Origin of the sequence: Anaerotaenia torta (assembly GCF_050433395.1) — a bacterium.
Lineage (GTDB): Bacteria > Bacillota > Clostridia > Lachnospirales > Lachnospiraceae > Mobilitalea > Mobilitalea torta.
Genome location: NZ_JBNPXH010000007.1, coordinates 90,768 through 113,608 on the forward strand (window position 1 = coordinate 90,768; position 22,841 = coordinate 113,608).

Sequence of the window (22,841 nt, forward strand, 5' to 3'; positions counted from 1 at the left end):
TCGGAGGAGCATAATGAAAGGCATTATCCTTGCCGGAGGCTCCGGCACACGATTATATCCATTAACTATGGTAACTTCAAAACAGTTGTTACCGGTATATGATAAGCCCATGATCTATTATCCCATGTCGACCCTGATGCTGGCGGGAATCCGGGACATTCTTATCATCTCAACTCCCCATGATCTGCCTAACTTTAAGAAGCTCCTTGGAGATGGTTCCAGCTTTGGACTCCAATTATCCTATGCGGAACAGCCTTCCCCGGACGGACTGGCACAGGCTTTTCTGATTGGGGAAGAATTTATTGGGGGACAGGCCTGCGCCATGGTTCTTGGTGATAATATTTTCTACGGAAGCGGTCTGACGAAGCATTTAAAACAGGCGGCAGCCAGGGACTGCGGCGCCACAGTATTCGGCTACTATGTCGATGATCCGCAGCGCTTTGGCATCGTGGAATTTGATGATAAGGGAAGGGTAATTTCCATTGAAGAAAAGCCGGAGAAGCCGAAATCCAATTATTGTGTTACAGGACTGTATTTTTACGATAGCCGGGTATGTGAATTCGCCAAACAGGTAAAGCCTTCTAAACGGGGAGAACTGGAAATTACCGATCTGAACCGTATGTATCTTGAGGATGGCAGCCTGAATGTGGTCACTCTGGGCCGCGGATATGCCTGGTTGGACACAGGAACGGTGGAGGCGCTGAGCGAAGCCTCGGAATTCGTCAAGGTGGTTGAGAAGCGCCAGGGAATTCAGATTGCGGCAATCGAAGAAATTGCATACATCAATGGCTGGATCACAAAAGAAAAGCTGGTGGAAGCAGCAGAGCATTATGGCAAGTCCATTTATGGACAGCATTTATGGAAGGTCTCCGAAGGGAAGATTCTTTACTAAACAGGAAGGAACATAACATACACATGAATATTATTCCCACAGAGTTAAAAGATTTGTATATACTGGAGCCCGAGGTTCACGGAGATCACCGGGGCTGGTTCATGGAAAGCTGGTCGCAGCGGACGATGGAGGAGCATGGGCTGTTTTATCACTTTGTACAGGATAACCATTCCTATTCTACAGTAAAGGGAACCCTGCGTGCCCTGCATTGTCAGAAAGGGGAAGCATCCCAGGCCAAGCTGGTCAGATGCACGAAGGGAAGTATCCTGGATGTAGCGGTAGATGTCCGGCTGGGCTCACCCTCTTATAAAAAATGGATATCGGTAGAGCTGTCCGCTGCAAATTTCAGGCAGCTGTTAGTTCCGAGGGGCTTTTTGCACGGCTATCTGGCATTAACCGATGAAGTGGAATTCCTCTATAAAACGGATAATTTCTATAACAAAGAAGCGGATCGTTCCGTGTACTGGAATGATCCGGAGCTTGGAGTTGATTGGGGGATTAAGGAACCCATCCTTTCGGAAAAGGATGCCCGGGCCCCCTTGTTCAAGGACAGCGACCTGGATTTCATATATCAGGCAAAGTAGCTGCCACCGCCGACCGGATACAAGGAATCATGATTAAAGCGTCAAAAGGTGCTACGCACACTTCCGGATATAAGATATTGCTATCACAAGCAAGCTTGCATAGCAATATCTTATACCCGGAAAGCACCTTCGGTGCTTTTGACGCTTTAATTACCATATCATTTTGGAGGCTTCTGTATGAAAAAAATATTATTTGTTTTCAATCCAGCCGCTGGCAGGGGCCGGCTGAAAAGTAAGCTGTTTGATATTGTAGACAGCTTTATAAAAAATGGCTACCGGGTTCAGGTCTATCCCACCCAGCAGAAGGGGGATGCCACTTCCATCATATTAAATGAACCGGATCCTTATGATGTGCTGGTCTGTGCCGGAGGAGACGGTACTTTGAACGAGGTAATCACCGGGATGATGCTTGCGGATAAATCGGTTCCCATCGGATTGATTCCGGCAGGCTCCATGAATGATGTGGGCCATAGCTTTAAGATCAGCAGAAATATTATGAATGCGGTGAATGATGTGATGACGGGAAGACCGTATTCCATGGATATCGGATGCTTTAACGGGAAGTATTTCATTTATGTGGCGGCTTTCGGTGCATTTACCGACATTTCCTATACTACTCCCCAGAAGAATAAGAACATCATCGGTAATCTGGCTTATTACCTGGAGGGAATCAGGAAGCTCTCCGAGCTAAAGCCCAGACTGATCCGGGTGGAGTACGGCGATCAGGTGATAGAGGAGGAGTTTTTGATCGGGCTGGTAACCAACTCCCTTTATATTGGAGGATTTAAGAATCCAAGCTATGATAAAACGAGTCTGAATGATGGGTTAATGGAAGTGCTTTTGATCAAGATGCCGAAGAATATTTTTGAGCTGGAGATGATTGTCAGTTCGCTGATTAATTATAGGATTAATGAAAGTCTGATGTATTATATACAGGCTCCGAGCCTTACCATAACCTCGGAGAAAATGGAGTGGACCCTGGACGGAGAATTTGGCGGAAGCCATGAGAGAGTTGAGATCAGTAACTGCAGCAGGGCAATTAAAATTATAAACAAGTCCCTCCATGATAATGCGTGATGCAACATTGCAAAATCATGGAAGGAATGCGATTGATACAGGGCATTTATGCTGGATGCCTATCAAAGGTTTCGATAAGATTTGTTTAGAAATTATATAGGAATTATATTAGGAATAAAACCGCGGGATTAAAAACAATATGTTTTTAATCCTATTTTTTAAATAATAATTGAAATATTTACATTGCTATGATAATATGGTAAAGTGCTAATACAGAAAAGCGAATAAATCAGAAGGATCGTATTGGCATAATAAAATACTGAGAAAAGACAGAGGAGAGGAAAGTATGAAAAAGAGAATAATAATCAGTATATTACTGATATCCCTGGTGGGATTAAGTCTGGCAGGATGTCAGAAGAAGTCGGGAGAGGATAATTCCCTGCAATACATAAAGGATAATAAGAAGCTGGTTCTTGGACTGGATGATACCTTTGTCCCCATGGGCTTTCGGGATGACAACGGAGATATCATCGGCTTTGATATTGATCTCGCTACCGCCGTATGTGAGAAGCTGGGCGTGGAGCTGGTGCTGCAGCCGGTGGAATGGAAAGCGAAGGAGCAGGAGCTGGCAACAAAGAACATTGACTGTATCTGGAACGGCCTGTCCCTTACCGCGAAACGAAAGGCGAGTATGACGATGTCCAAGCCCTATATGGTCAATAATATTTCCCTGGTGGTTACAGGTAACAGCACCATCACCAGCATGGCGGATATGGCCGGTAAAAAGCTTGCTGTCCAGGGCGGTTCCTCCGCAGAGGAGGTGCTGAATGAGGATGCGAACAAGGATTTTCTTGCATCCCTGGCCCAGGTGAATCCCTTTGATAAATATGATACGGCTCTGATGGATGTGGAGACCGGTAATTCGGATGCGGTGCTTATGGATACGGTTATGGCGGAATATATGATCACAACTATCGGAAAAGATTTTAAGATACTGGATGAAACCCTGCTGCCGGATGAATTTGCCGTTGCCTTCCGCAAGGGAGACATAAAGCTTTGTGAGGCGGTAGAAAAGGCCATGAGCGAGCTGAAGGCAGACGGAACCGTAGCGGAGATTTCAAAGAAGTGGTTTGGTGCCGATATCACAACCATTGAGTAAGAGAGTGCAGAAAATCAAGAGCTTTACCTATCCTGGAGGAGAATTATGATTATTGACAATGTGCCCATGGAATATCTGATACCCAATATGCTTAAGGCCACGGGAACAACCCTCAGCATTTTCTTTCTGACCATCCTCTTTTCCATCCCCCTGGGCTTTTTCGTTGCCCTGGGGAGGAGATGCCGGATCTGGATTGTAAGCGTTCCCATAAGGATTTATCAATTGATTTTCAGAGGAACGCCTTTGATGCTGCAGCTGATCTTCTTCATGTACGCGCCCTTTTACCTCTTCGGCTATAATTACAAAGACAGGATGGTAGCCTGTATTCTGGCATTTTCCATTAACTATGCCGCTTATTTCGGGGAGATCTTCCGGGGGGGAATTGCGGCCATTCCCAAGGGACAGTATGAGGCGGCCAAGGTGCTGGGCTATACAAAGCTTCAGACCTTTATGCGTATCGTGCTGCCGCAGGTGGTGAAGTATGTGGTGCCGGCGACGGGCAATGAGCTGATGACACTGGTTAAGGATACCTCTCTGGCTCAAGTGATTGCAGTGGTGGAGCTGTTCCGCGTTGCCACCACGACCCAGTCCAAATATTTCTCTACGGTCCCTATCATTATTGCCGCCGTATTCTATCTGATTATGAATACGGTGGTGGAGGTATCCTTTAAAAAGCTGGAGAAGAGGCTGGATTATTACAAGAACTAGGAACGGAGGCTGCCATGTTATTAGTTGCGGATAATATTGAAAAAGGGTTTAATAATACAGAGGTATTAAAGGATATCTCCCTCCAGGTGGCACAAGGGGAGGTTGTGGCCATTATCGGTCCCTCCGGTTCCGGGAAATCCACGCTGCTGCGATGCCTGACCCAGCTGGAGCGGATCGACGGAGGGCGGATTGAGGTCTGCGGCAAGACAATGGTGGATACGAAGTCGGGAGCGGGATATTCGGACGCGAAGACCCTTCATGAGATTATTCTGGAGGTGGGGCTTGTATTCCAGAACTTTAATCTTTTCCCTCATTTCAGCGTGCTGCATAATATTGTGGATGCCCAGGTGAGAGTCCTGGGAACGGATAAGAAGGCGGCTGCCGGGAAGGCGCTGGAGCTGCTGGACCGGATGAATCTCCGGGATAAGGCGGCTTCCTATCCCTGTGAGCTGTCCGGCGGACAGCAGCAGCGGATTGCCATTGCCCGGGCATTGGCCTTAAATCCCCGCATCCTGTTCTTTGACGAACCCACCTCGGCTCTGGACCCGGAGCTGACGGGCGAGATTCTTAAAGTAATCCGTACCCTTGCCAAGGAACATATGACCATGGTCATCGTGACCCATGAGATGGCCTTTGCAAAGGATGTGGCTGACCGGGTGATCTTTATGGACGAGGGGGTAATCGTGGAGCAGGGAACACCGGAGGAGGTCTTTGGAAATACGTTAAATCAGAGGACAAAGGACTTTTTGCAAAGATTTAATCAAAATTAAATAAAGTGCTTGCGGTATTGGGTTTGTTTTGCTATAATAAGTATGGTGCAAAATGATAAGACGATTAAAGGAGTGGACGAAAGTCCACTCTTCTTATTTGTGTAAAGCCCAAATATGTTAGGAAAGCAGGGATTTGAATGACGAAGCACGAAGACTATGAGCGCAGGACGGAGCGGCTGCTGGAACCCATCCTGTCGGAGAACCATTTTGAATTATATGATGTGGAGTATGTGAAGGAGGGCGGCAGCTGGTATCTGAGGGCTTATATTGACAAGGAAAACGGCATTACGGTGGATGACTGCGTCATGGTCAGCAGAAAACTGAGCGATCTCCTTGACAAGGAAGATTTCATCCCGGATTCCTACGTATTGGAGGTAAGCTCGCCCGGACTTGGAAGGCAGCTGAGGAAAGAGAAACATTTTGAAAAGAGCATCGGTGAAGAGGTAGAGGTCAAGCTTTATAAAGCATTGAATAAAAAGAAAGAGTTTGTGGGTATCTTAAAGGCTTTCGATGCCGGAACCATCACCCTTGAATTAGAGGATGGAACGGATATGGACTTTTTGCGGACGGATATCGCCGTGGTGCGGCTCACTTTTGATTTCTAGAGATTGGTCTAATCATATTAAAGGAGGATTTGAGAGAAAATGGATGCAAACAGGGAACTGATTGAGGCTTTGAACCAGATTGAGAAGGAAAAGGACATCAGCAAAGACATTTTACTGGAGGCATTGGAGAACTCATTGGTTGCAGCGTGCAAGAATAACTATGGCAGAGCGGATAATATAAAGGTCGACATTGACCGCAATACAGGGGAAGTTAATGTATATGCCATGAAGGAAGTGGTGGAGGAAGTAACCGATCCGGTTATGCAGATCAGTCTGGCCCAGGCAAAAATGAAGGATTCAAGAAAGGAATTGGGGGATGTCATAGCCATTGAGGTAACACCGAAGAACTTTGGCCGTATTGCTGCCCAGAAGGCGAAGCAGGTCGTGGTTCAGAAGATACGCGAGGAAGAGAGAAAGGTTCTCTTTGCCCAGTACAGCGGGAAGGAGAAGGATATTGTAACCGGCATCGTGCAGCGTTATGTGGGGAATAATGTGAGCATCAACTTAGGTAAGGTGGATGCGATTTTAACGGAAAACGAGCAGGTGAGAGGCGAGGTGTTCCGGCCTACGGACCGCATCAAGCTGTATGTGCTTGAGGTAAAGGATACCACCAAGGGTCCCAGAATTACCGTATCCCGCACCCATCCCGAGCTGGTAAAGAGATTATTTGAGGCTGAGGTTACGGAGATCCAGGACGGAACGGTAGAGATCAAGAGCATTTCCAGAGAAGCCGGTTCCCGGACCAAGATGGCAGTATGGAGCAACAATCCGGATGTGGACGCGGTAGGCGCCTGCGTCGGCTTAAACGGCGCCAGGGTGAATGCCATCGTACATGAGCTTCGCAATGAGAAGATCGATATCATCAACTGGAGCAATGATCCGGAACAGCTGATTGAGAATGCCTTAAGTCCCGCCAAGGTAGTCTCGGTTACCGTAGATGAATTTGAGAAGAGCGCCAGAGTGATTGTTCCTGATTACCAGCTCTCCCTTGCCATCGGTAAGGAAGGCCAGAACGCAAGGCTTGCGGCAAAGCTGACAGGATACAAGATCGATATCAAAAGTGAGTCCCAGAGCATGCAGTGGTAAGCGGTGAGGGGATATCAATATCCATGGAGGTATAGATGGCGAAGAAATTACCGTTAAGAATGTGTACCGGATGCGGTGAGATGAAGTCCAAGAGGGAATTAATCCGTGTTCTGAAGACACCGGAGGAGGAGATCGTGATTGATGCCACCGGTAAGAAGAACGGACGCGGAGCTTATGTATGCTGCTCTCTGGCCTGTCTTCAGAAAGCGGTGAAGACAAAGGGCCTGGAACGGTCTCTCAAGGTCAGCATTCCGGGAGAAATAATAGAAACTCTAGAGAAGGAGATGATTTTGCTTGAATCCGGAAGAAAAGAAGGTATATAACCTGTTTGGAATTGCAACAAAATCAGGCAAGCTTGTAAGCGGTGAATTCTCTACAGAGAAAGCGGTGAAAGAACGGAAGGCGGCTTTGGTCGTTGTGGCGGAGGACGCGTCTGATAATACGAAGAAAATGTTTACCAATATGTGTACTTACTATAATGTGCCAATTTATTATTTTGGTATAAAGGACGACTTGGGTCATGCAGTAGGTAAAGAGTTTCGTGCCTCTTTGGCAGTGCTTGATAAAGGCTTAGCGGACGCAATGGAAAAGCAACTGGAAATAATACAGGATAGGAACGGAGGTAGTAAGTATGGCAAAAATGAAGATATTTGAGCTAAAAAATGAAATAAATAAACATGTAAAATATCCCATAGAGAACAAGGATATCCTTGATTATCTGGACCAGAACTTTGGGGTGAAGAAGACGCACAGCAGCAATCTGGAGGAGAATGAGGTCAATTTTGTAAAGAATCATTTCGTCCGGGCGGCAGCGGCGAGACAGGCGGCGGAGGAAGCCGGGGGACGGACGGCAAAAGCGGCTCCTTCGGGCACGCCGGCACAGCCCCAGACCAAGCCCGCGGCGGCGAAGCCGCGTCCGGCGGTGCAGGAACCCAGGGATGCGGCCCGGCCGGACGATCAGGTGCGGACCGCCCAAACGGGAAGCGTCACCAAAGCCCCGGGAGACCAAGGACATACCGAAACAAATACGCAGCCGGTGGCAGCACAGGCATTGAACACGGCACAGGCACAAAATGCACAGCAAGGATTAAGGCCGGCAGGAGGACAAAGTGGAATGAAGCAAGGACAGCAAGGAAGCGCTGGCCAATCTGGCAATCAGAGCCAGGGGTATCAAAGCTCAGGTAATACGGGCAGAAACAGTGAATATACGCAGGGACAGAGAACGTCCCAGGGAACAAATAACCAGCAGGGAAGACCGGCAGGAAATAATCAGAGGCCTCAAGGGGAGAGCCAAGGCTATCAAGGGAATCGCCCCAGACCGCAAGGAGAGGGCCAGCAAGGCGGCTACCAGGGGAATCGTCCCAGACCGCAGGGAGAAGGCCAGCAAGGCGGCTACCAGGGGAATCGTCCCAGACCGCAGGGAGAAGGCCAGCAGGGCGGCTATCAAGGGAATCGTCCCAGACCGCAGGGAGAAGGCCAGCAGGGCGGCTACCAGGGTAACCGTCCCAGACCGCAGGGAGAAGGCCAGCAGGGCGGCTATCAGGGGAATCGTCCCAGACCGCAGGGAGAGGGCCAGCAAGGCGGCTACCAGGGTAACCGTCCCAGGCCCCAAGGAGAAGGCCAGCAAGGCGGCTACCAAGGAAATCGTCCCAGATACCAGGGAGAAGGCGGCTATCAGGGTAACCGTCCCAGACCGCAGGGAGAGGGCCAGCAAGGCGGTTATGGCCAGCAGGGTTACCAAGGAAATCGTCCCAGACCGCAAGGAGAAGGTCAGCAAGGCGGCTATCAGGGTAACCGTCCCAGACCCCAAGGAGATGGCCAACAGGGAGGTTACCAGGGGAATCGCCCCAGGCCCCAAGGAGATGGCCAACAAGGCGGCTACCAAGGAAATCGTCCCAGATACCAGGGAGACAATCAACAATCAGGTTACGGCCAGCAAGGCGGCTACCAGGGCAGACCCCAGGGCGGTCAGCAGGGCAGAAGCGGTTATGGAAGCCAGGGCGGTTATTCCCGTCCGAGCAACCAGCGTCCGGGCGGCGGATTTGGTATGCGCAGCTTTGAAGACGGAGGCAAGGACGAGGATGATAAGCCGAATTACGGCAATCGTTCCCAGCCCAGGAAAGCCGCCGGTAAGGGTGTTGGAGAGCGCAAGAGCTTTGACCAGCAGATACTGGATCAGAAGGTTGCCGAGAAGAACGATAATAGCAATAAAAGAAACAGAGATCGGATTAATAAGGAAAAGAGCTATAAAGACCGAATCAATACAGGACGCAATAATGAAACGGAAGATGAGATCAAGACAAAGCTGGTTCCCAAAAAGGGACAGTTTATTCAGCCTAAGCCCATACAGGTAGTGGAGGAAGAGATCAAGGTAATCATCCTTCCGGAGGTTCTGACCATCAAGGAATTAGCCGATAAGATGAAGAAGCCTTCGGCCGCTTTAATCAAAAAGCTTTTCCTGGCAGGCAGGGTTGTAACCCTCAATCAGGAAATTACCTTTGAAGAGGCGGAGGAAATCGCCCTCGAGTATGAGATTATAGCAGAACAGGAAGTCAAGGTTAATGAGGTGGAAGAGCTTCTGAAGGAAGAAGAGGAAGATCCCGATACCATGGAGAAAAGACCTCCGGTGGTATGTGTTATGGGTCACGTCGATCACGGAAAGACCTCGCTTCTGGATGCCATCCGTGCGACCAATGTTACCTCCAGAGAGGCCGGCGGCATCACACAGCATATCGGTGCCTATGTAGTTGAAATTAAGAATGAGAAGATTACCTTCCTGGATACACCGGGACATGAAGCCTTCACTGCCATGCGTAAGCGGGGAGCTAAGTCTACGGATATCGCAATCCTGGTGGTTGCGGCGGATGACGGCGTAATGCCTCAGACGGTAGAAGCCATTAACCATGCCAAGGCAGCCGGAGTTCAGATTATTGTAGCGATTAATAAGATCGATAAGCCCAGTGCCAATATCGAGCGTGTAAAGCAGGAGCTGACGGAATATGAGCTGGTTGCCGAGGACTGGGGCGGAGATACTATCTTCGTACCGGTATCCGCCCATACGAAGGAGGGCATCAACCAGCTGCTGGAGATGATTCTGCTGACAGCCGAAGTGAGTGAGTTAAAAGCGAATCCCAACCGGAATGCCAGAGGAATTGTCATCGAAGCGGAGCTGGATAAGGGCAGAGGTCCTGTTGCAACTATTCTTGTGCAGAAGGGTACCCTCCGTGTAGGCGATAATGTTGCCGTAGGCTCTGCCTTCGGTAAGGTTCGCGCCATGAATGATGACAAGGGGCGGAGAGTGAAGGAAGCAACACCTTCTACACCTGTAGAAGTATTAGGTCTGAGCGAGGTGCCGGATGCCGGCGAGACTCTGTTGGCTACCACCAGCGAAAAAGAGGCCAGAACCATCGCCAGCGCTTATGTGACCCAGAGCAAGGAGAAGCTGCTGGCGGATACTAAGGCAAAATTATCCCTGGATGGTCTGTTCTCACAGATTCAAGCCGGTAATATCAAGGATCTGAATCTAATTATCAAGGCGGATGTACAGGGCTCGGTAGAAGCCATGAAGCAGAGCCTGTTAAAACTCAGCAACAGCGAGGTTGCCGTAAGGGTACTCCATAGCGGCGTTGGTGCAATCAATGAATCTGATGTTATTCTTGCCAGCACCTCCAACGCGGTTATCATCGGCTTTAACGTAAAGCCGGATAATGCGGCTAAGGAAACAGCGGACAGGGAGAAGGTAGAGGTTAAGCTTTACCGGGTTATCTACAGCGCCATCAACGATGTTGAGGCAGCAATGAAGGGAATGCTGGATCCTGTATTTGAAGAGCGTATTGTCGGTCACGCAGAGGTTCGTATGACCTTCAAGGCATCGGGGATTGGAACAATTGCCGGCTCCTACGTTCTGGACGGAAAGGTAATCCGCGGAAGCAAGGCCAGAATTTACCGGGGCAATGAATTAGTCTATGAAGGAATTCTCTCCTCTTTGAAGAGATTCCAGGATGATGTGAAGGAAGTGGCTACCGGTTATGAATGCGGCCTTGTATTCGAGAAGTTTAATGACGTTAGGGAAGGCGACAAGGTAGAGCTTTATATTATGGCCGAGGTCCCCAGATAATAGAGAAAGCAAGGTTATTAATATGAGAAAGAACAGTATTAAAAACACCAGAATTAACGGCGAAGTACAAAAGGTGCTCAGCACACTAATCAGCAGGGAGATCAAGGATCCCCGGATCAATCCCATGACATCGGTGACAGCCGTAGAGGTTGCACCGGATCTGAAGACGGCAAAGGTATTCATCAGTGTATTGGGAGAGGAAGAATCCAGGCAGGACACCCTGAAAGGGTTAAAAAGCGCGGCATCCTATATACGGGGACAACTGGCTAAAACCCTTAATTTAAGAAACACACCGGAGCTCACGTTTTTCCTTGATAATTCCATTGAATACGGAGTGAATATGTCAAGGCTGATTGATGAAGTGAGCAGGACCTCCCGTCATGAGGAAGAGGAGGAAGACAAGGATATCAATTGAATGCTTAATGAGGATCATAGCCTATGAATAAAATTAATGCAGAAATAATTGGATCAAAGAAAGTAGCCATCGCCGGTCATATCAGGCCGGACGGGGACTGTGTGGGCTCCTGTACCGCGCTTTACCTGTATCTGACACAGAATAAAGAGAAGCTGGGGATTGAGAAGGTGGATGTATATTTGGAGCCCTTCGGCAGCGAATTCGGTATCCTCAAGGGTACGGAGGAGATAAAGCATACGCTGCCGGCAGCGTATACCTGTGATTCCGAGGAACACTACGACACCTTCATTTCCCTTGACTGCAGCAGTCTGGACCGCCTGGGCAATGCATTAACCTTTTATAATGCTGCTGACAAGACCATCAACATTGACCACCACATCAGTAATCCGCTCTTTGGCAGGGTGAATCATGTGGTGGCCGATGCCTCCTCAACCTGTGAGGTGCTGTATACCCTCATGGATGAGGAGGATATCTCGAAGGAAATAGCGGCGGCCTTATATGTGGGCATCATCCATGATACCGGTGTATTCAAGCACAGCAATACCTCAGAGAAGACAATGAATATTGCCGGCAAGCTGATCAGCAAGGGAATTAATCATTCCATGCTGATTGATGAATCCTTTTATGCAAAGACCTATATACAGAACCAGCTTCTGGGACGCTGTCTCATGGAAAGTATTCTGGTTCTGGAGGGTAAGGTGGTATTTGCAGCTCTCAGCCGTAAGATGCTGAGTTTCTATGAAGCTACTACGGCGGATCTGGATGGAATTATCGATCAGCTGAGAGTGACCAGAGGAACGGAAGTGGCAATCTTTATCTATGAGCTGGAACCCCATGAATATAAAGTCAGTATGCGGTCCAACGGAGAGGTCAATGTCAGCAAAATTGCCGTTTATTTTGGCGGAGGCGGCCATGTCAAGGCCGCAGGCTGTACCTTGCACGGCTCTATGCATGATGTGATCAACAACCTCACTGTACATATCGAAGCACAGTTGAAGGAACTAGCGGGCGCCTCGTTTTGCTTGAAGGAATAGCGAAGCAAATTGCTGCAGGCAAAACGCTTTGATAAGGAGTGCAGACAGCCAATGGATGGAATCATTAACATTTGCAAGGAAAAAGGTTATACCTCCCATGATGTTGTTGCCAAAATGAGAGGAATCCTGCGAATGAAAAAAATCGGCCACACCGGAACCCTGGATCCTGATGCTCAGGGCGTTCTTCCGGTATGTGTCGGGAAGGCAACAAAATTAGTGGATCTTATTACGGATAAGGACAAGACCTATCTGGCACAGGCGAAGCTTGGAATCACCACAGACACCCAGGATATCTCCGGCAAAGTGCTAAGCACCTCGGAGGTAAAGGCGGACAGGGGGATGCTGGAGAGAGCCTTGCAGAGCTTTACCGGAGAATATATGCAGCTTCCTCCCATGTACTCGGCAATTAAGGTAAATGGCAGGAAGCTGTATGAATTGGCCCGGGAAGGAAAGGAAATTGAGCGGGACAGAAGACCGGTGACCGTGAAGGAGATCCGTCTGTTGGAATACAATGAAACAGAGCAGGAATTCACCGTATCGGTAGAATGTACAAAGGGTACTTATGTCCGGACCCTGCTGCAGGATATTGGTGACAGCCTGGGCTGCGGAGCGACGATGACAAGTCTGGTACGAACAGCGGTGGGAAGCTTCCGCCTGGAGAATGCGATCACCCTTTCCCAGCTGGAACGGCTGGCGGAGGAAAAAGGACTGGAGCCGTATATTGTGACCATTGATCAGGTCTTCTGCCATTATTCCAGAGTGACAGTCTTCAGCGAATACAATAAGCTGATTTATAATGGGAACCTGTTTAAACCGGAGCATGTCAGAACCCCTGGCGCCGGGAGAATGAGTGAGCTGGTCCGGGTCTATGACAGTGAGGAGCAGTTCATCGGATTATACCGGTATGAAGAGGAAGAGAAGCTGTTCAGACCGGTGAAAATGTTCTTAACGCAAGAGTAATTCACTACAGACAGCATCCGGTATCTTTTTCATTGGTGCCGGCAGGATGGAGATTATTTATGGAATATATAGCTGGAAAAACGGAATTCAAATATAAAGATACAGCGGTAACCCTGGGAAAGTTTGACGGACTGCATAAGGGGCATCAGCAGCTCATGGATATTGTTATCTCTTATAAACAGCAGGGTCTGACAGCCGTTATGTTCAGCTTTTTAATGCATCCGGGCAATTTGTTCTCCGACCGGGAGTTTGAATTGATCTACACGGAGGAGGAAAAGGTGGCAAAGCTGAAATCCTCGGGGTTGGATGTGCTGATTTCCTATCCCTTTACCGAGGCAACCAGGGAAATGGAGCCGGAGGCCTTTATCCGTGAGATACTGGTGGACAAGCTGGATGTTAAAATAATAGCAGTTGGGAAAGACTTTCGCTTTGGCCGCCGCAGGAGGGGAGATGTAGAGCTTCTAAAGGCCTGTGAGGATACCTACGGCTATAAGGTGATTGACTGCGACAAGCTTACCTGGAGGAACGAGGTGATCAGCAGCTCCACCATCCGCAAGGCGCTGAAGGAAGGGGACCTTGAGACCGCCAACCTTTTGCTGGGCCGCCCCTATACCATACGGGGCGAGGTTTTGCACGGACGGAGATTGGGGCGCACCATAGGGATACCCACGACAAATCTGATTCCCCCCTCCTCAAAACTGCTGCCTCCCTGCGGTGTCTATGTTTCCAGGACCCGTGTGAACGGCGGACTCTATGAGGGTGTCACCAACATTGGATACAAGCCCACCGTGGGAGCGGAAGAGAATATCGGCGTGGAAACCTATCTTTTTGATTTTAATGAAGATCTGTACGGCAGGATGATTGAGGTTGAATTGTTTTATCATATCCGGCCCGAGCTGAAATTTGGAACAATTGAGGAAATGACTGCAAGGATGAAGGAAGACATCCTCCTTGGCAGGAATTATTTTAACAGGGGGTAGAAGTTTATGCTGTCGGTGAGAGAGGTAACAAAGAGATATGGCAAGCTGATTGCCAATTATCAGGTGAGCTTTGATATTAACCCGAAGGAAATATCGGTTCTTCTGGGACCCAATGGCGCCGGTAAATCCACCATCATAAAAAGCATCGCCGGATTGCTAAAATTTGAAGGAAGTATTCTGATCAACGGAAACGAGAATAAATCCCTGCAGGCAAAGCGGGATCTGGGATATATCCCGGAGATACCTGCCCTGTATGATATGCTGACGGTATGGGAGCATATGGAGTTCATCGCCAGGGCATATTCCCTGCAGAATTGGCAAGAGAGAGCAGAGGAGCTGCTTCGCCGTTTTGAGCTGGAGGATAAAAGCAAGAAGCTGGGCAATGAATTATCCAAAGGAATGCAGCAGAAGCTGAGTATCTGCTGCGGCCTGCTGCCCCAGCCCAAGCTGCTTCTCTTCGACGAACCCATGGTGGGGCTGGATCCCCATGCAATTAAGGAATTAAAGAAGCTGTTCGTGGAGCTGCGTGACCAGGGAGCGGGCATTCTTATCAGCACCCATATGCTGGATAGTGTGGAGGGGTATTGGGACAGTGCCAATATTATGATAGACGGCAGGATTGCCGCCAGAAGGACGAGGGAGGAGATCGAAGGCTCCGGTGAAGACCTGGAGGCTTTGTTCTTCAAGATAACGGAAGGGGAGAAGCAGGCATGAAGGCAATAACCTATCTGATGTTAACCCGTTTTAAAAACCGCATTCTCTCCCTTAAGAAAAAGCCGGCGATGCTGGTGTTGTATCTGGTGATTGCCGTTTTCTGTGTGTTTTCTGTTATAATGCTGGCGGTCATGGACAATGAGACGGCGCAGCGCAGCTTGGCGGATGAGAGGATTTTATATCTTATATTAGCCGGTCTGGGCCTGTTCTATCTGTGGATATTTATGAACTCAGGCTTATCCACCGGCTCCAGTCTGTTTACGATGCCGGATGTGGGACTGCTCTTTGTGGCCCCCATCTCTTCTAAGAAGATTCTGCTCTATGGCCTGATCAGTACCATGGGAAACTCACTTCTCGGCTCTCTGTTCATACTATACCAGGTGAGCAATCTGAAAACGCAGTTTGGATACGGTTTTCGTGAAATTGCCGCATTGTTTCTGATCTATGCATTAATGGTTCTGTTCTGCCAGCTGCTGGCCATCGGTATCTATATATTTTCCAACGGGAATCCTCTTCGGAAGAAGCTGGTGATGATCATAGTCTACTTTTTATTTGTCTTAGTTTTACTGGGGGCTTTTTCAATTCAGCGAACGGAACAGATTGGAACCTTTCGTGCATTTTTAGGCTTGATGGATCAGAAGTGGTTTGGGTTTATTCCTGTGGCCGGATGGTCTGTTATGCTGTTTGACGGTGTTGTGAAGGGTTCCTTGGGAACCATGCTTATTGCATTGGCTCTTTATCTGGGAGCGGGCGGTATTGTGATGGCCCTGCTGACCAGGGGAAAAGCAGATTATTACGAGGATGTTCTGGTGTCTACGGAGATGACCTTCCATAACCTCAGTGCCGTGAAGGAAGGCAGAAGCATGCAGAAGATGAATAGAAAAGCCCGCAAGCTAAAGGAAAATGAGATTGGGATTCATCGCGGAACGGGTGCCAATACCTTTCTGTACAAGCATATTCTTGAGCTGAGAAGAAGAAGCAGGTTTGTTTTTATCGATTTATACACGGCATTTCTCGTAGCCGGTGCAGGAATTGCAGGCTATTATTTCAAAAAACTGCAGGCCCCTTCCATTGCTGCTTATGGTGTATTGGGCGTGGCGGTTTATCTGCAATTTATTTTTTCCATGATGGGGGCGCTGAAGGCGGAGCTTGCCAAGCCTTACATCTATCTGATTCCGGAGAAGTCTATTAAAAAAGTATTTGCTGCTTCTTTGACCTCTCTTATGAAACATGTGATAGACGGTCTTTTGATGTTTGTGGTGCTGGGAAGCCTGAGCGGAATTGATTTTCTGACCTGTCTCTTTTCCGCGGCGGCCTATTCGGCGTCCGGTGCGGTGTTTGTGGCTCTTACCATACTCTACCAGAGGGTTCTGGGCGGACAGCCCAATAAGCTGGTACAGGTTTTTCTGAGTATTGGTCTGCTGGCCGCAGTAATGGGACCGGCTATTATAATATCAGTGATAGCAGCGGCTTTACTGCCGCCTGCCCTGGATTTTCTATGCACCCTGCCTTTCACTCTGTTCTGCCTGCTGGTAGCGGCGCTGGTGCTGGTAACCTGCGGCAATCTCATTGATAAATCGGAATACACGGGACATTAAGGTAGGTAGGTTGCAGTTCGGTCTGTGGATGCGGCGGGACATGGTGCTCCCTCACACACAGGATGGAAGACATATGACTGGATTTGTATGTCACACCCGTACAAGCTTGTTCGTCTGTGCCATACAAATCCAATCACATCTCTTCCATACAGTGCATTATGGGAGCACCATGTCCCGCCGCATCCACAGACCGAACTGCAACAGTGAAATATTTCATGAAAAAGATGTTTACAATAAGAAGGCAATGTGGTACACTACCTAAGGTATCGATAGATACTTTAGTGATAATCAGCCGATGCCCAGAAACCGGACACTCCGACCTCTTTCCTGGTATCCGGCGTTTTAAATGAAAGGAGAATTTACAATGATTAGCAAAGAGAAAAAGCAGGAAATTATCAAGAACTTTGGCAGAACACCTGAGGATACCGGTTCACCGGAGGTTCAGATCGCTCTTCTGTCAGAGAGAATTAACGAGCTGACAGAGCATCTTAAGATCAATAAGAAGGATCATCATTCCAGAAGAGGCCTTCTTAAGATGGTTGGACAGAGAAGAGGCTTACTTGAATACCTGAAGAAAACCAATATCGAAGAATACCGTAATCTTATTGAGCGTTTAGGCTTAAGAAAGTAATCAGAGGTTGATTTGATTGTAAGGCTGTCCCATTATGTAGCCGTTTGTGCTAATATTGGGATGGCCTTTATGTTTATATTAAAGGAAGAAAGGCGCTGATGGGAGAAGAATATGAATTTAATTAAAAATATGCTGAAGGATAAGGCTTTTTTATCAAAAACCATTGCCATCACCATTCCGATAGCAGTACAAAATCTCTTGAATAATGTGCTGAATCTGGTGGACACTCTGATGATCGGACGGCTGGGAGAAACAACGGTAGCGGCAGTCGGACTGGCAAATAAGGTTTTCTTTGTGTTTTCCTTACTGATGTTTGGTATCTGCAGCGGTTCCAGTATTCTTGCCGCCCAATATTACGGCAAGCGCGAAGTGCTCAACATCAGGAGAGTGCTGAGGATATCTCTGATTATTGGGGTAAGTGCCTCTTTTCTCTTTGTTATTCCGGGGATTCTGTGTCCCAAGCTGGTTATGCGTATCTTTACCCCATCGGAAGAAACCATGGCTATAGGAGCCGCATATTTGATTTTTGTTGCTTTGAGCTATCCTCTTACAGCGGTTACCAACTGCTATGTGGCGGTTCTGCGCAGTATGAATTATGTGAAGCTTCCGGTAGCAATTACTTCGATTGCAATATTAGTCAATATTGTATTTAATTATGGACTAATCTTCGGTAAATTGGGTATGCCGCGGCTGGGTGTTGCCGGCGCGGCGATTGCCACCCTGCTGGCCAGAATAGTGGAAGTCAGTGCGCTGCTTCTTGCGGTATACCTGCATAAGGCCGGAGACGGCGGAGTAGGAGAATTTATACATACCAGGTATGTCAGATCACGGGAGAAGGGAAGTGCATTCCTGCACCGTACTTTTGTAATGAAGTATTTAGGTACCGCATTACCGGTTATTGCAAACGAATTTATGTGGGGGCTTGGGGTTACGATGTATTCCCTGGTCTATGGCAGAATGGGCGATTCGGCAGCGGCGGCAATTACCATTACCGGTTCGGTAGAGCAGGTTGCGCTGGTATTGTTTTTCGGTATCTGCAGTGCGGCAGCTGTAATCCTTGGAAACGAAATGGGTGCGGACCGGCTGAAGGAAGCGGAGGAGCATGCAAAATATTATATCCTACTGCTCTTTGGCTTGACCCTGGTGGGGGCGTTCATAACCATGCTGGTGAAGGAACCTGTTATTATGATATTCGAGATGTCCGATACAGTAAATCATTATATCCGGCTATGTCTTACGGTTTTTGCCCTGTATATGCCTCTTCGGATGATGAACTGTCTGCTTATTGTGGCAATTCTTAGAAGCGGCGGAGACACCAAAGCAGCCCTGTTCCTGGATGTCACAAGCGTATGGCTCATCGGAATTCCCATGGCGGTATTAGGGGGACTGGTGCTGCAGCTGCCCATCCATATGGTATATGCCATGATTATGGCAGAGGAGTTTTATAAATTCATCCTTGGCCTCCTGCGTTACCGTAAGAAAAAATGGCTGAGAAACATTGTTGCTGACACAGGCGAAGCATAGTAAGTCCCCGTGCCCTTGTTACAGCCGTTCTCACACGCACTGTAATAAGGGATGAGTAAGAATGCCGCATTTCATTTTCATGTTGATTATGAAAATAAATGTGGCATATTGGATATAATAGTGGTATAATTATGAAATTAGAGTGGCAGGAGGACATCCCGAGACTTCTGAAAAGGTCATCGAGCCGCCGCATCGGTGGAATTTTCAGTTGTTTCGGCACCTCCGGCTCTGAGTATTATGAATAAGGAGCAGTTCAAAACAGAGCTGTTTCTGAGAAAAGGAGATCAAAATATGTACAAAAGTTATTCAATGGATCTGGCCGGCAGAACTCTTACCGTAGAGATCGGAAGAGTAGCGGCACAGGCAAATGGTGCAGCTTTAATGCATTACGGCGATACGGTGGTATTATCCACTGCTACCGCATCCAGCAAGCCCAGAGAGGGAATCGATTTCTTTCCCCTGAGTGTGGAATATGAAGAAAAATTATATGCGGTAGGCAAGATTCCCGGAGGCTTCATCAAAAGAGAAGGTAAGCCCTCCGAGAATTCAATTCTCACCTCCCGGGTCATTGACCGTCCCATGAGACCGCTGTTCCCCAAGGATTACCGGAATGATGTAACCCTGAACAACCTGGTGCTTTGTGTTGATCAGGACTGTTCCCCGGAGGTAACAGCTATGCTGGGGTCTGCAATTGCCACCTGCATCTCTGACATTCCCTTTGACGGACCCACCGCCTCAACCATGGTTGGAATGGTGGACGGACAGCTGGTATTCAATCCTACCTCTGTCCAGAGAGAGCAGTCGACCCTGTCTCTTACGGTAGCTTCTACCAAGGAAAAGGTAATTATGATTGAAGCGGGGGCGGATGAGCTTCCGGAGGATAAGATGATCGAAGCGATCTTCGCGGCTCATGAGCTGAATCAGAAGATCATCGAATTTATTGAACAGATTGTTGCCGAGACAGGTAAGGCAAAGCATGATTATATCGTGTGCGATACTCCCGAGGATCTGTATGAGGATATGGTAAGCTTTATTACACCGGAGGCCATGGAGGTTGCCGTATTTACCGATGAGAAGCAGGTAAGGGAAGCAAACATCCGGGAGATTACAGACCGTCTTGCTGCCAGATATGAAGAGACCCATCCGGAATGGCTTCCGCTGCTGGGAGAAGCCATTTATAAATTCGAGAAAAAGACGGTGCGCAAGATGATCTTAAAGGATCAGAAACGTCCTGACGGCAGAAAGGTGACCGAGATCAGAAAATTGGCCGCCGAGATTGATGTATTGCCCAGAACCCACGGTTCCGGTATGTTTACCCGCGGTCAGACTCAGGTGCTTACCATTACCACCCTGGGCGCGCTGGCAGAGACCCAGAGACTGGACGGGATTGACGAGAATGAGACCGGCAAGCGTTATATGCACCATTATAATTTCCCGTCCTACTCCGTAGGCGAGACAAGGCCCTCCAGAGGTCCGGGCAGAAGAGAGATCGGCCATGGCGCACTGGCAGAACGTGCTTTAATTCCGGTTCTTCCCGGCGAAGAGGAGTTCCCTTATGCAATCCGTACGGTTTCAGAGGTGCTGGAGTCAAACGGCTCTACTTCCCAGGGAAGTATCTGCGCTTCCACCCTGTCACTGATGGCCGCGGGCGTTCCGATTAAAGCTCCCGTAGCAGGTATCTCAGTCGGTCTTGTAACCGGAGACACAGATGATGATTATATTATTTTAACAGATATCCAGGGTCTTGAAGATTTCTTCGGGGATATGGACTTCAAGGTTGCGGGAACCCATAAGGGAATTACCGCAATCCAGATGGATATTAAGATTCATGGCCTGACCAGAGAGATTATTGAAAAAGCAATCTACAGAACCAAGGAAGCAAGAACCTATATCCTGGATGAAGTTATGACTCCTGTAATTGCGGAGCCGAGATCCGAGGTTGGCCCTTACTCTCCGAAGATTGTTCAGATTAAGATTGATCCTTCCAAGATCGGTGAGGTTGTCGGTCAGAGAGGCAAGACCATTAATGCCATTATCGACCAGACCGGAGTGAAGATTGATATTACCGATGACGGTGCCGTATCGATTTGCGGCCTGGATAAGGAAAGCATCCAGAAGGCGGTGGATATTGTTAAGATGATTGTTACCGAGTTTGAAGAGGGTCAGCAGTATACCGGTAAGGTAATCAGCATTAAGGACTTCGGTGCTTTCATCGAATTTGCCCCTGGCAAGGAAGGAATGGTTCATATCTCCAAGATTGCAAAGCATAGAGTGGAGCATGTGGAGGATGTACTGACACTGGGTGATATTGTTAAGGTGGTATGTCTTGGCCAGGACAAGATGGGCCGAATCAGCTTCAGCATCAAGGACGCGAAATAAGGTTTCACAATAAGATATCTCCGGGAAGAGAGCGGACAGGATCCTCCGCGCTTTCTTCCCGGAGTTTTTAATCATACCTTAACTTGACATTCGGTGGGATAGCAGTTATCATTGGTCTTGTGAATTTATTACAGGAATGGTAACTGTTGAGATGATTCACAAACAATTATATGCAGAAAGGAAAGAAAGGAATTATGAAAAAACGATTATTATCTTTACTGCTGGTTCTTATGCTGTGCATCAGCATGCTGCCTGTCGGTCAGGCATCAGCGGCAACCGGTAACGAGCTGCAAAGCTTTAATGCAGGACAGAACTTCAGCGACTGGGCATTTATGGATCTGGTGACTGGAGATACCTACGGTTTGTATCCTTTGAGCTGGTATGAGGGGGATATGACCCGGGCAATCACAACTGCTGATATGAAATGGCTGTTGGCCGGATTCCGCTGTAAGCTGCTGGAAATGGACGGCATACAGAAAGCAGGATATGTTTCCTTTAAAATGCCTGAAAAAAAGACAGTGGAAGAGGTTATTGGCTATTTGTATGATACCGCCAGAGACTTTACCTTTGCCACGGAGCTGCCCTGGGGGGATACCAATGCTGTATCTTATGCGAAGGAAAATGGAATTTACACCGGCAAAAACGGTGAGCTTGGGCTGAAGGATATCTGTTCCTATGAGCAGGCCTGTGTCTTGGCGGCAAGACTGGTGGCGGATATCTATGACAAGCTGGATGCCAGCAGCAAGGGTTTTCTCTGGGAGACAAAGGCCAATGGCAATACGGTATACATGCTGGGTTCCATTCATATGGCTGACACGAAGATCTATCCCTTCAGCGGCAAGATATGGGACGCTTACCAGAGTGCGGATGTCCTGGGCGTAGAGCTTAATGCCTTTGATACGACGGGCGCCATGGATCTGATCAATATGGCGGTCTATACCGATGGAACCACTTTGAAGGATCATGTTTCAAAGGAGACCTATGACAAGGTGGTCGAATTTGCACAGATCTTTGGTGTTGGCGAAGAGCAGATCTCCTTGATGAAGCCCTGGTATATTTACATATCCTTTTCTTCTCTGGCAGTTACAGGCACCGGATCAGTGGAGGAAGCATCCCAGGGAGCTTCTCTGGGAATTGATATGACCTTTATGACCAATGCTCTTCTCACCGGTAAGCCCATTATGGAACTGGAAGGCTATAAGGGTCAGGCCGGTATGCTGGACAGCTTTTCCGACGAATTAGAGGAATATCTTCTTAACGATACCATTGATTCGGTTCTCGAGGTAATGGAGGGCACCAATAAGACCTCCGCCGCACAGGGGCTGAATCTCATGCTGGATTTGTGGCGCAAGGGTGATGCCGAGAGCTTTAAGCAGTTTACCACCTTTGAATATGAGACACAGGATGTTGTGGATGACAAAATGACCGATACAGAGCGGAAGCTTATCCAGGAATACTATGATAAGCTGTTTACAGAGCGTAATAAGACGATGGCAGAGTATATCGAGGAACTGTTGAAGGCGGACGGAAACAAGACCTATTTTGTTATTGTAGGAAGCGGACATTACTTAAGTGATGACAGCATTCTTGATATCCTGGACAGCAAGGGGTATACTATTACACAGATTAAATAGTAACAGATTCTTCTGGCCATGATATGGGAGGATG

The 22,841-nt window shown here is 48.2% G+C and carries 21 protein-coding genes; all 21 read left to right on the forward strand.

The window, feature by feature from the left end:
• The first annotated feature begins 13 nt into the window (after positions 1 to 13).
• Positions 14 to 892, forward strand: a complete 879-nt coding sequence (gene rfbA / locus HNQ56_RS12745) for a glucose-1-phosphate thymidylyltransferase RfbA (protein WP_429146632.1) — start codon at positions 14 to 16, stop codon at positions 890 to 892.
• A gap of 23 nt (positions 893 to 915) precedes the next feature.
• Complete coding sequence (gene rfbC / locus HNQ56_RS12750) at positions 916 to 1,476, forward strand: dTDP-4-dehydrorhamnose 3,5-epimerase (RefSeq protein ID WP_429146635.1); 561 nt, start codon at positions 916 to 918, stop codon at positions 1,474 to 1,476.
• A gap of 177 nt (positions 1,477 to 1,653) precedes the next feature.
• Positions 1,654 to 2,553 carry a diacylglycerol/lipid kinase family protein gene (locus tag HNQ56_RS12755; protein WP_429146637.1) on the forward strand — a complete coding sequence of 300 codons (900 nt, stop codon included), beginning with the start codon at positions 1,654 to 1,656 and terminating at the stop codon, positions 2,551 to 2,553.
• Positions 2,554 to 2,839: 286 nt separating this feature from the next.
• Positions 2,840 to 3,652, forward strand: coding sequence for an amino acid ABC transporter substrate-binding protein (locus tag HNQ56_RS12760; RefSeq protein ID WP_429146640.1), 813 nt, complete (start codon positions 2,840 to 2,842; stop codon positions 3,650 to 3,652).
• Between the two features lie 45 nt (positions 3,653 to 3,697).
• Positions 3,698 to 4,360, forward strand: coding sequence for an amino acid ABC transporter permease (locus tag HNQ56_RS12765; RefSeq protein WP_429146642.1), 663 nt, complete (start codon positions 3,698 to 3,700; stop codon positions 4,358 to 4,360).
• A 14-nt stretch (positions 4,361 to 4,374) separates the two neighbouring features.
• Positions 4,375 to 5,130 (forward strand): amino acid ABC transporter ATP-binding protein, encoded by a 756-nt coding sequence (locus HNQ56_RS12770; protein WP_429146644.1) that lies wholly within the window; start codon positions 4,375 to 4,377, stop codon positions 5,128 to 5,130.
• A 137-nt stretch (positions 5,131 to 5,267) separates the two neighbouring features.
• On the forward strand, positions 5,268 to 5,735 hold the full coding sequence (locus tag HNQ56_RS12775) for a ribosome maturation factor RimP (RefSeq protein ID WP_429146646.1): 468 nt from the start codon (positions 5,268 to 5,270) through the stop codon (positions 5,733 to 5,735).
• 39 nt (positions 5,736 to 5,774) lie between these two features.
• The gene (gene nusA, locus HNQ56_RS12780) at positions 5,775 to 6,821 is read left to right on the forward strand and encodes a transcription termination factor NusA (RefSeq protein WP_429146649.1); all 1,047 of its coding nucleotides are present in this window, start codon (positions 5,775 to 5,777) and stop codon (positions 6,819 to 6,821) included.
• 35 nt (positions 6,822 to 6,856) lie between these two features.
• Entirely contained in the window at positions 6,857 to 7,144 is a 288-nt protein-coding gene (gene rnpM / locus HNQ56_RS12785; RefSeq protein WP_429146652.1) for an RNase P modulator RnpM, read from the forward strand.
• Positions 7,116 to 7,475 carry a L7Ae/L30e/S12e/Gadd45 family ribosomal protein gene (locus HNQ56_RS12790; protein ID WP_429146654.1) on the forward strand — a complete coding sequence of 120 codons (360 nt, stop codon included), beginning with the start codon at positions 7,116 to 7,118 and terminating at the stop codon, positions 7,473 to 7,475. Before rnpM ends, HNQ56_RS12790 begins: the two co-directional genes overlap by 29 nt.
• Positions 7,453 to 10,938, forward strand: a complete 3,486-nt coding sequence (gene infB / locus HNQ56_RS12795) for a translation initiation factor IF-2 (protein WP_429146657.1) — start codon at positions 7,453 to 7,455, stop codon at positions 10,936 to 10,938. Before HNQ56_RS12790 ends, infB begins: the two co-directional genes overlap by 23 nt.
• 22 nt (positions 10,939 to 10,960) lie before the next feature.
• Positions 10,961 to 11,353, forward strand: coding sequence for a 30S ribosome-binding factor RbfA (rbfA, locus tag HNQ56_RS12800; RefSeq protein ID WP_429146660.1), 393 nt, complete (start codon positions 10,961 to 10,963; stop codon positions 11,351 to 11,353).
• Positions 11,354 to 11,376: 23 nt separating this feature from the next.
• Positions 11,377 to 12,387 (forward strand): DHH family phosphoesterase, encoded by a 1,011-nt coding sequence (locus tag HNQ56_RS12805; RefSeq protein ID WP_429146663.1) that lies wholly within the window; start codon positions 11,377 to 11,379, stop codon positions 12,385 to 12,387.
• Between the two features lie 51 nt (positions 12,388 to 12,438).
• Complete coding sequence (gene truB / locus HNQ56_RS12810) at positions 12,439 to 13,347, forward strand: tRNA pseudouridine(55) synthase TruB (protein ID WP_429146665.1); 909 nt, start codon at positions 12,439 to 12,441, stop codon at positions 13,345 to 13,347.
• A 59-nt stretch (positions 13,348 to 13,406) separates the two neighbouring features.
• Positions 13,407 to 14,327 (forward strand): bifunctional riboflavin kinase/FAD synthetase, encoded by a 921-nt coding sequence (locus tag HNQ56_RS12815; RefSeq protein ID WP_429146667.1) that lies wholly within the window; start codon positions 13,407 to 13,409, stop codon positions 14,325 to 14,327.
• Between the two features lie 6 nt (positions 14,328 to 14,333).
• On the forward strand, positions 14,334 to 15,041 hold the full coding sequence (locus HNQ56_RS12820; protein ID WP_429146670.1) for an ABC transporter ATP-binding protein: 708 nt from the start codon (positions 14,334 to 14,336) through the stop codon (positions 15,039 to 15,041).
• Complete coding sequence (locus HNQ56_RS12825; protein WP_429146672.1) at positions 15,038 to 16,639, forward strand: putative ABC exporter domain-containing protein; 1,602 nt, start codon at positions 15,038 to 15,040, stop codon at positions 16,637 to 16,639. Before HNQ56_RS12820 ends, HNQ56_RS12825 begins: the two co-directional genes overlap by 4 nt.
• Positions 16,640 to 17,003: 364 nt before the next feature.
• The gene (rpsO, locus tag HNQ56_RS12830) at positions 17,004 to 17,270 is read left to right on the forward strand and encodes a 30S ribosomal protein S15 (protein ID WP_429146674.1); all 267 of its coding nucleotides are present in this window, start codon (positions 17,004 to 17,006) and stop codon (positions 17,268 to 17,270) included.
• Positions 17,271 to 17,381: 111 nt separating this feature from the next.
• Positions 17,382 to 18,794 (forward strand): MATE family efflux transporter, encoded by a 1,413-nt coding sequence (locus HNQ56_RS12835; RefSeq protein WP_429146677.1) that lies wholly within the window; start codon positions 17,382 to 17,384, stop codon positions 18,792 to 18,794.
• Positions 18,795 to 19,085: 291 nt separating this feature from the next.
• Positions 19,086 to 21,173, forward strand: coding sequence for a polyribonucleotide nucleotidyltransferase (locus HNQ56_RS12840; RefSeq protein WP_429146679.1), 2,088 nt, complete (start codon positions 19,086 to 19,088; stop codon positions 21,171 to 21,173).
• A gap of 194 nt (positions 21,174 to 21,367) precedes the next feature.
• A complete protein-coding gene (locus HNQ56_RS12845) occupies positions 21,368 to 22,807 on the forward strand; it encodes a TraB/GumN family protein (protein WP_429146682.1) in 1,440 nt (479 codons plus the stop codon).
• Positions 22,808 to 22,841 lie beyond the last annotated feature (34 nt).

Excerpts from the sequence above, each read along its gene's own strand:
- rfbA (WP_429146632.1), top strand. The coding sequence starts at position 14 with ATGAAAGGCATTATCCTTGCCGGAGGCTCCGGCACACGATTATATCCA.
- rfbC (WP_429146635.1), top strand. The coding sequence starts at position 916 with ATGAATATTATTCCCACAGAGTTAAAAGATTTGTATATACTGGAGCCC.
- HNQ56_RS12755 (WP_429146637.1), top strand. The coding sequence starts at position 1,654 with ATGAAAAAAATATTATTTGTTTTCAATCCAGCCGCTGGCAGGGGCCGG.
- HNQ56_RS12760 (WP_429146640.1), top strand. The coding sequence starts at position 2,840 with ATGAAAAAGAGAATAATAATCAGTATATTACTGATATCCCTGGTGGGA.
- HNQ56_RS12765 (WP_429146642.1), top strand. The coding sequence starts at position 3,698 with ATGATTATTGACAATGTGCCCATGGAATATCTGATACCCAATATGCTT.
- HNQ56_RS12770 (WP_429146644.1), top strand. The coding sequence starts at position 4,375 with ATGTTATTAGTTGCGGATAATATTGAAAAAGGGTTTAATAATACAGAG.
- HNQ56_RS12775 (WP_429146646.1), top strand. The coding sequence starts at position 5,268 with ATGACGAAGCACGAAGACTATGAGCGCAGGACGGAGCGGCTGCTGGAA.
- nusA (WP_429146649.1), top strand. The coding sequence starts at position 5,775 with ATGGATGCAAACAGGGAACTGATTGAGGCTTTGAACCAGATTGAGAAG.
- rnpM (WP_429146652.1), top strand. The coding sequence starts at position 6,857 with ATGGCGAAGAAATTACCGTTAAGAATGTGTACCGGATGCGGTGAGATG.
- infB (WP_429146657.1), top strand. The coding sequence starts at position 7,453 with ATGGCAAAAATGAAGATATTTGAGCTAAAAAATGAAATAAATAAACAT.
- rbfA (WP_429146660.1), top strand. The coding sequence starts at position 10,961 with ATGAGAAAGAACAGTATTAAAAACACCAGAATTAACGGCGAAGTACAA.
- HNQ56_RS12805 (WP_429146663.1), top strand. The coding sequence starts at position 11,377 with ATGAATAAAATTAATGCAGAAATAATTGGATCAAAGAAAGTAGCCATC.
- truB (WP_429146665.1), top strand. The coding sequence starts at position 12,439 with ATGGATGGAATCATTAACATTTGCAAGGAAAAAGGTTATACCTCCCAT.
- HNQ56_RS12815 (WP_429146667.1), top strand. The coding sequence starts at position 13,407 with ATGGAATATATAGCTGGAAAAACGGAATTCAAATATAAAGATACAGCG.
- HNQ56_RS12820 (WP_429146670.1), top strand. The coding sequence starts at position 14,334 with ATGCTGTCGGTGAGAGAGGTAACAAAGAGATATGGCAAGCTGATTGCC.
- HNQ56_RS12825 (WP_429146672.1), top strand. The coding sequence starts at position 15,038 with ATGAAGGCAATAACCTATCTGATGTTAACCCGTTTTAAAAACCGCATT.
- rpsO (WP_429146674.1), top strand. The coding sequence starts at position 17,004 with ATGATTAGCAAAGAGAAAAAGCAGGAAATTATCAAGAACTTTGGCAGA.
- HNQ56_RS12835 (WP_429146677.1), top strand. The coding sequence starts at position 17,382 with ATGAATTTAATTAAAAATATGCTGAAGGATAAGGCTTTTTTATCAAAA.
- HNQ56_RS12840 (WP_429146679.1), top strand. The coding sequence starts at position 19,086 with ATGTACAAAAGTTATTCAATGGATCTGGCCGGCAGAACTCTTACCGTA.
- HNQ56_RS12845 (WP_429146682.1), top strand. The coding sequence starts at position 21,368 with ATGAAAAAACGATTATTATCTTTACTGCTGGTTCTTATGCTGTGCATC.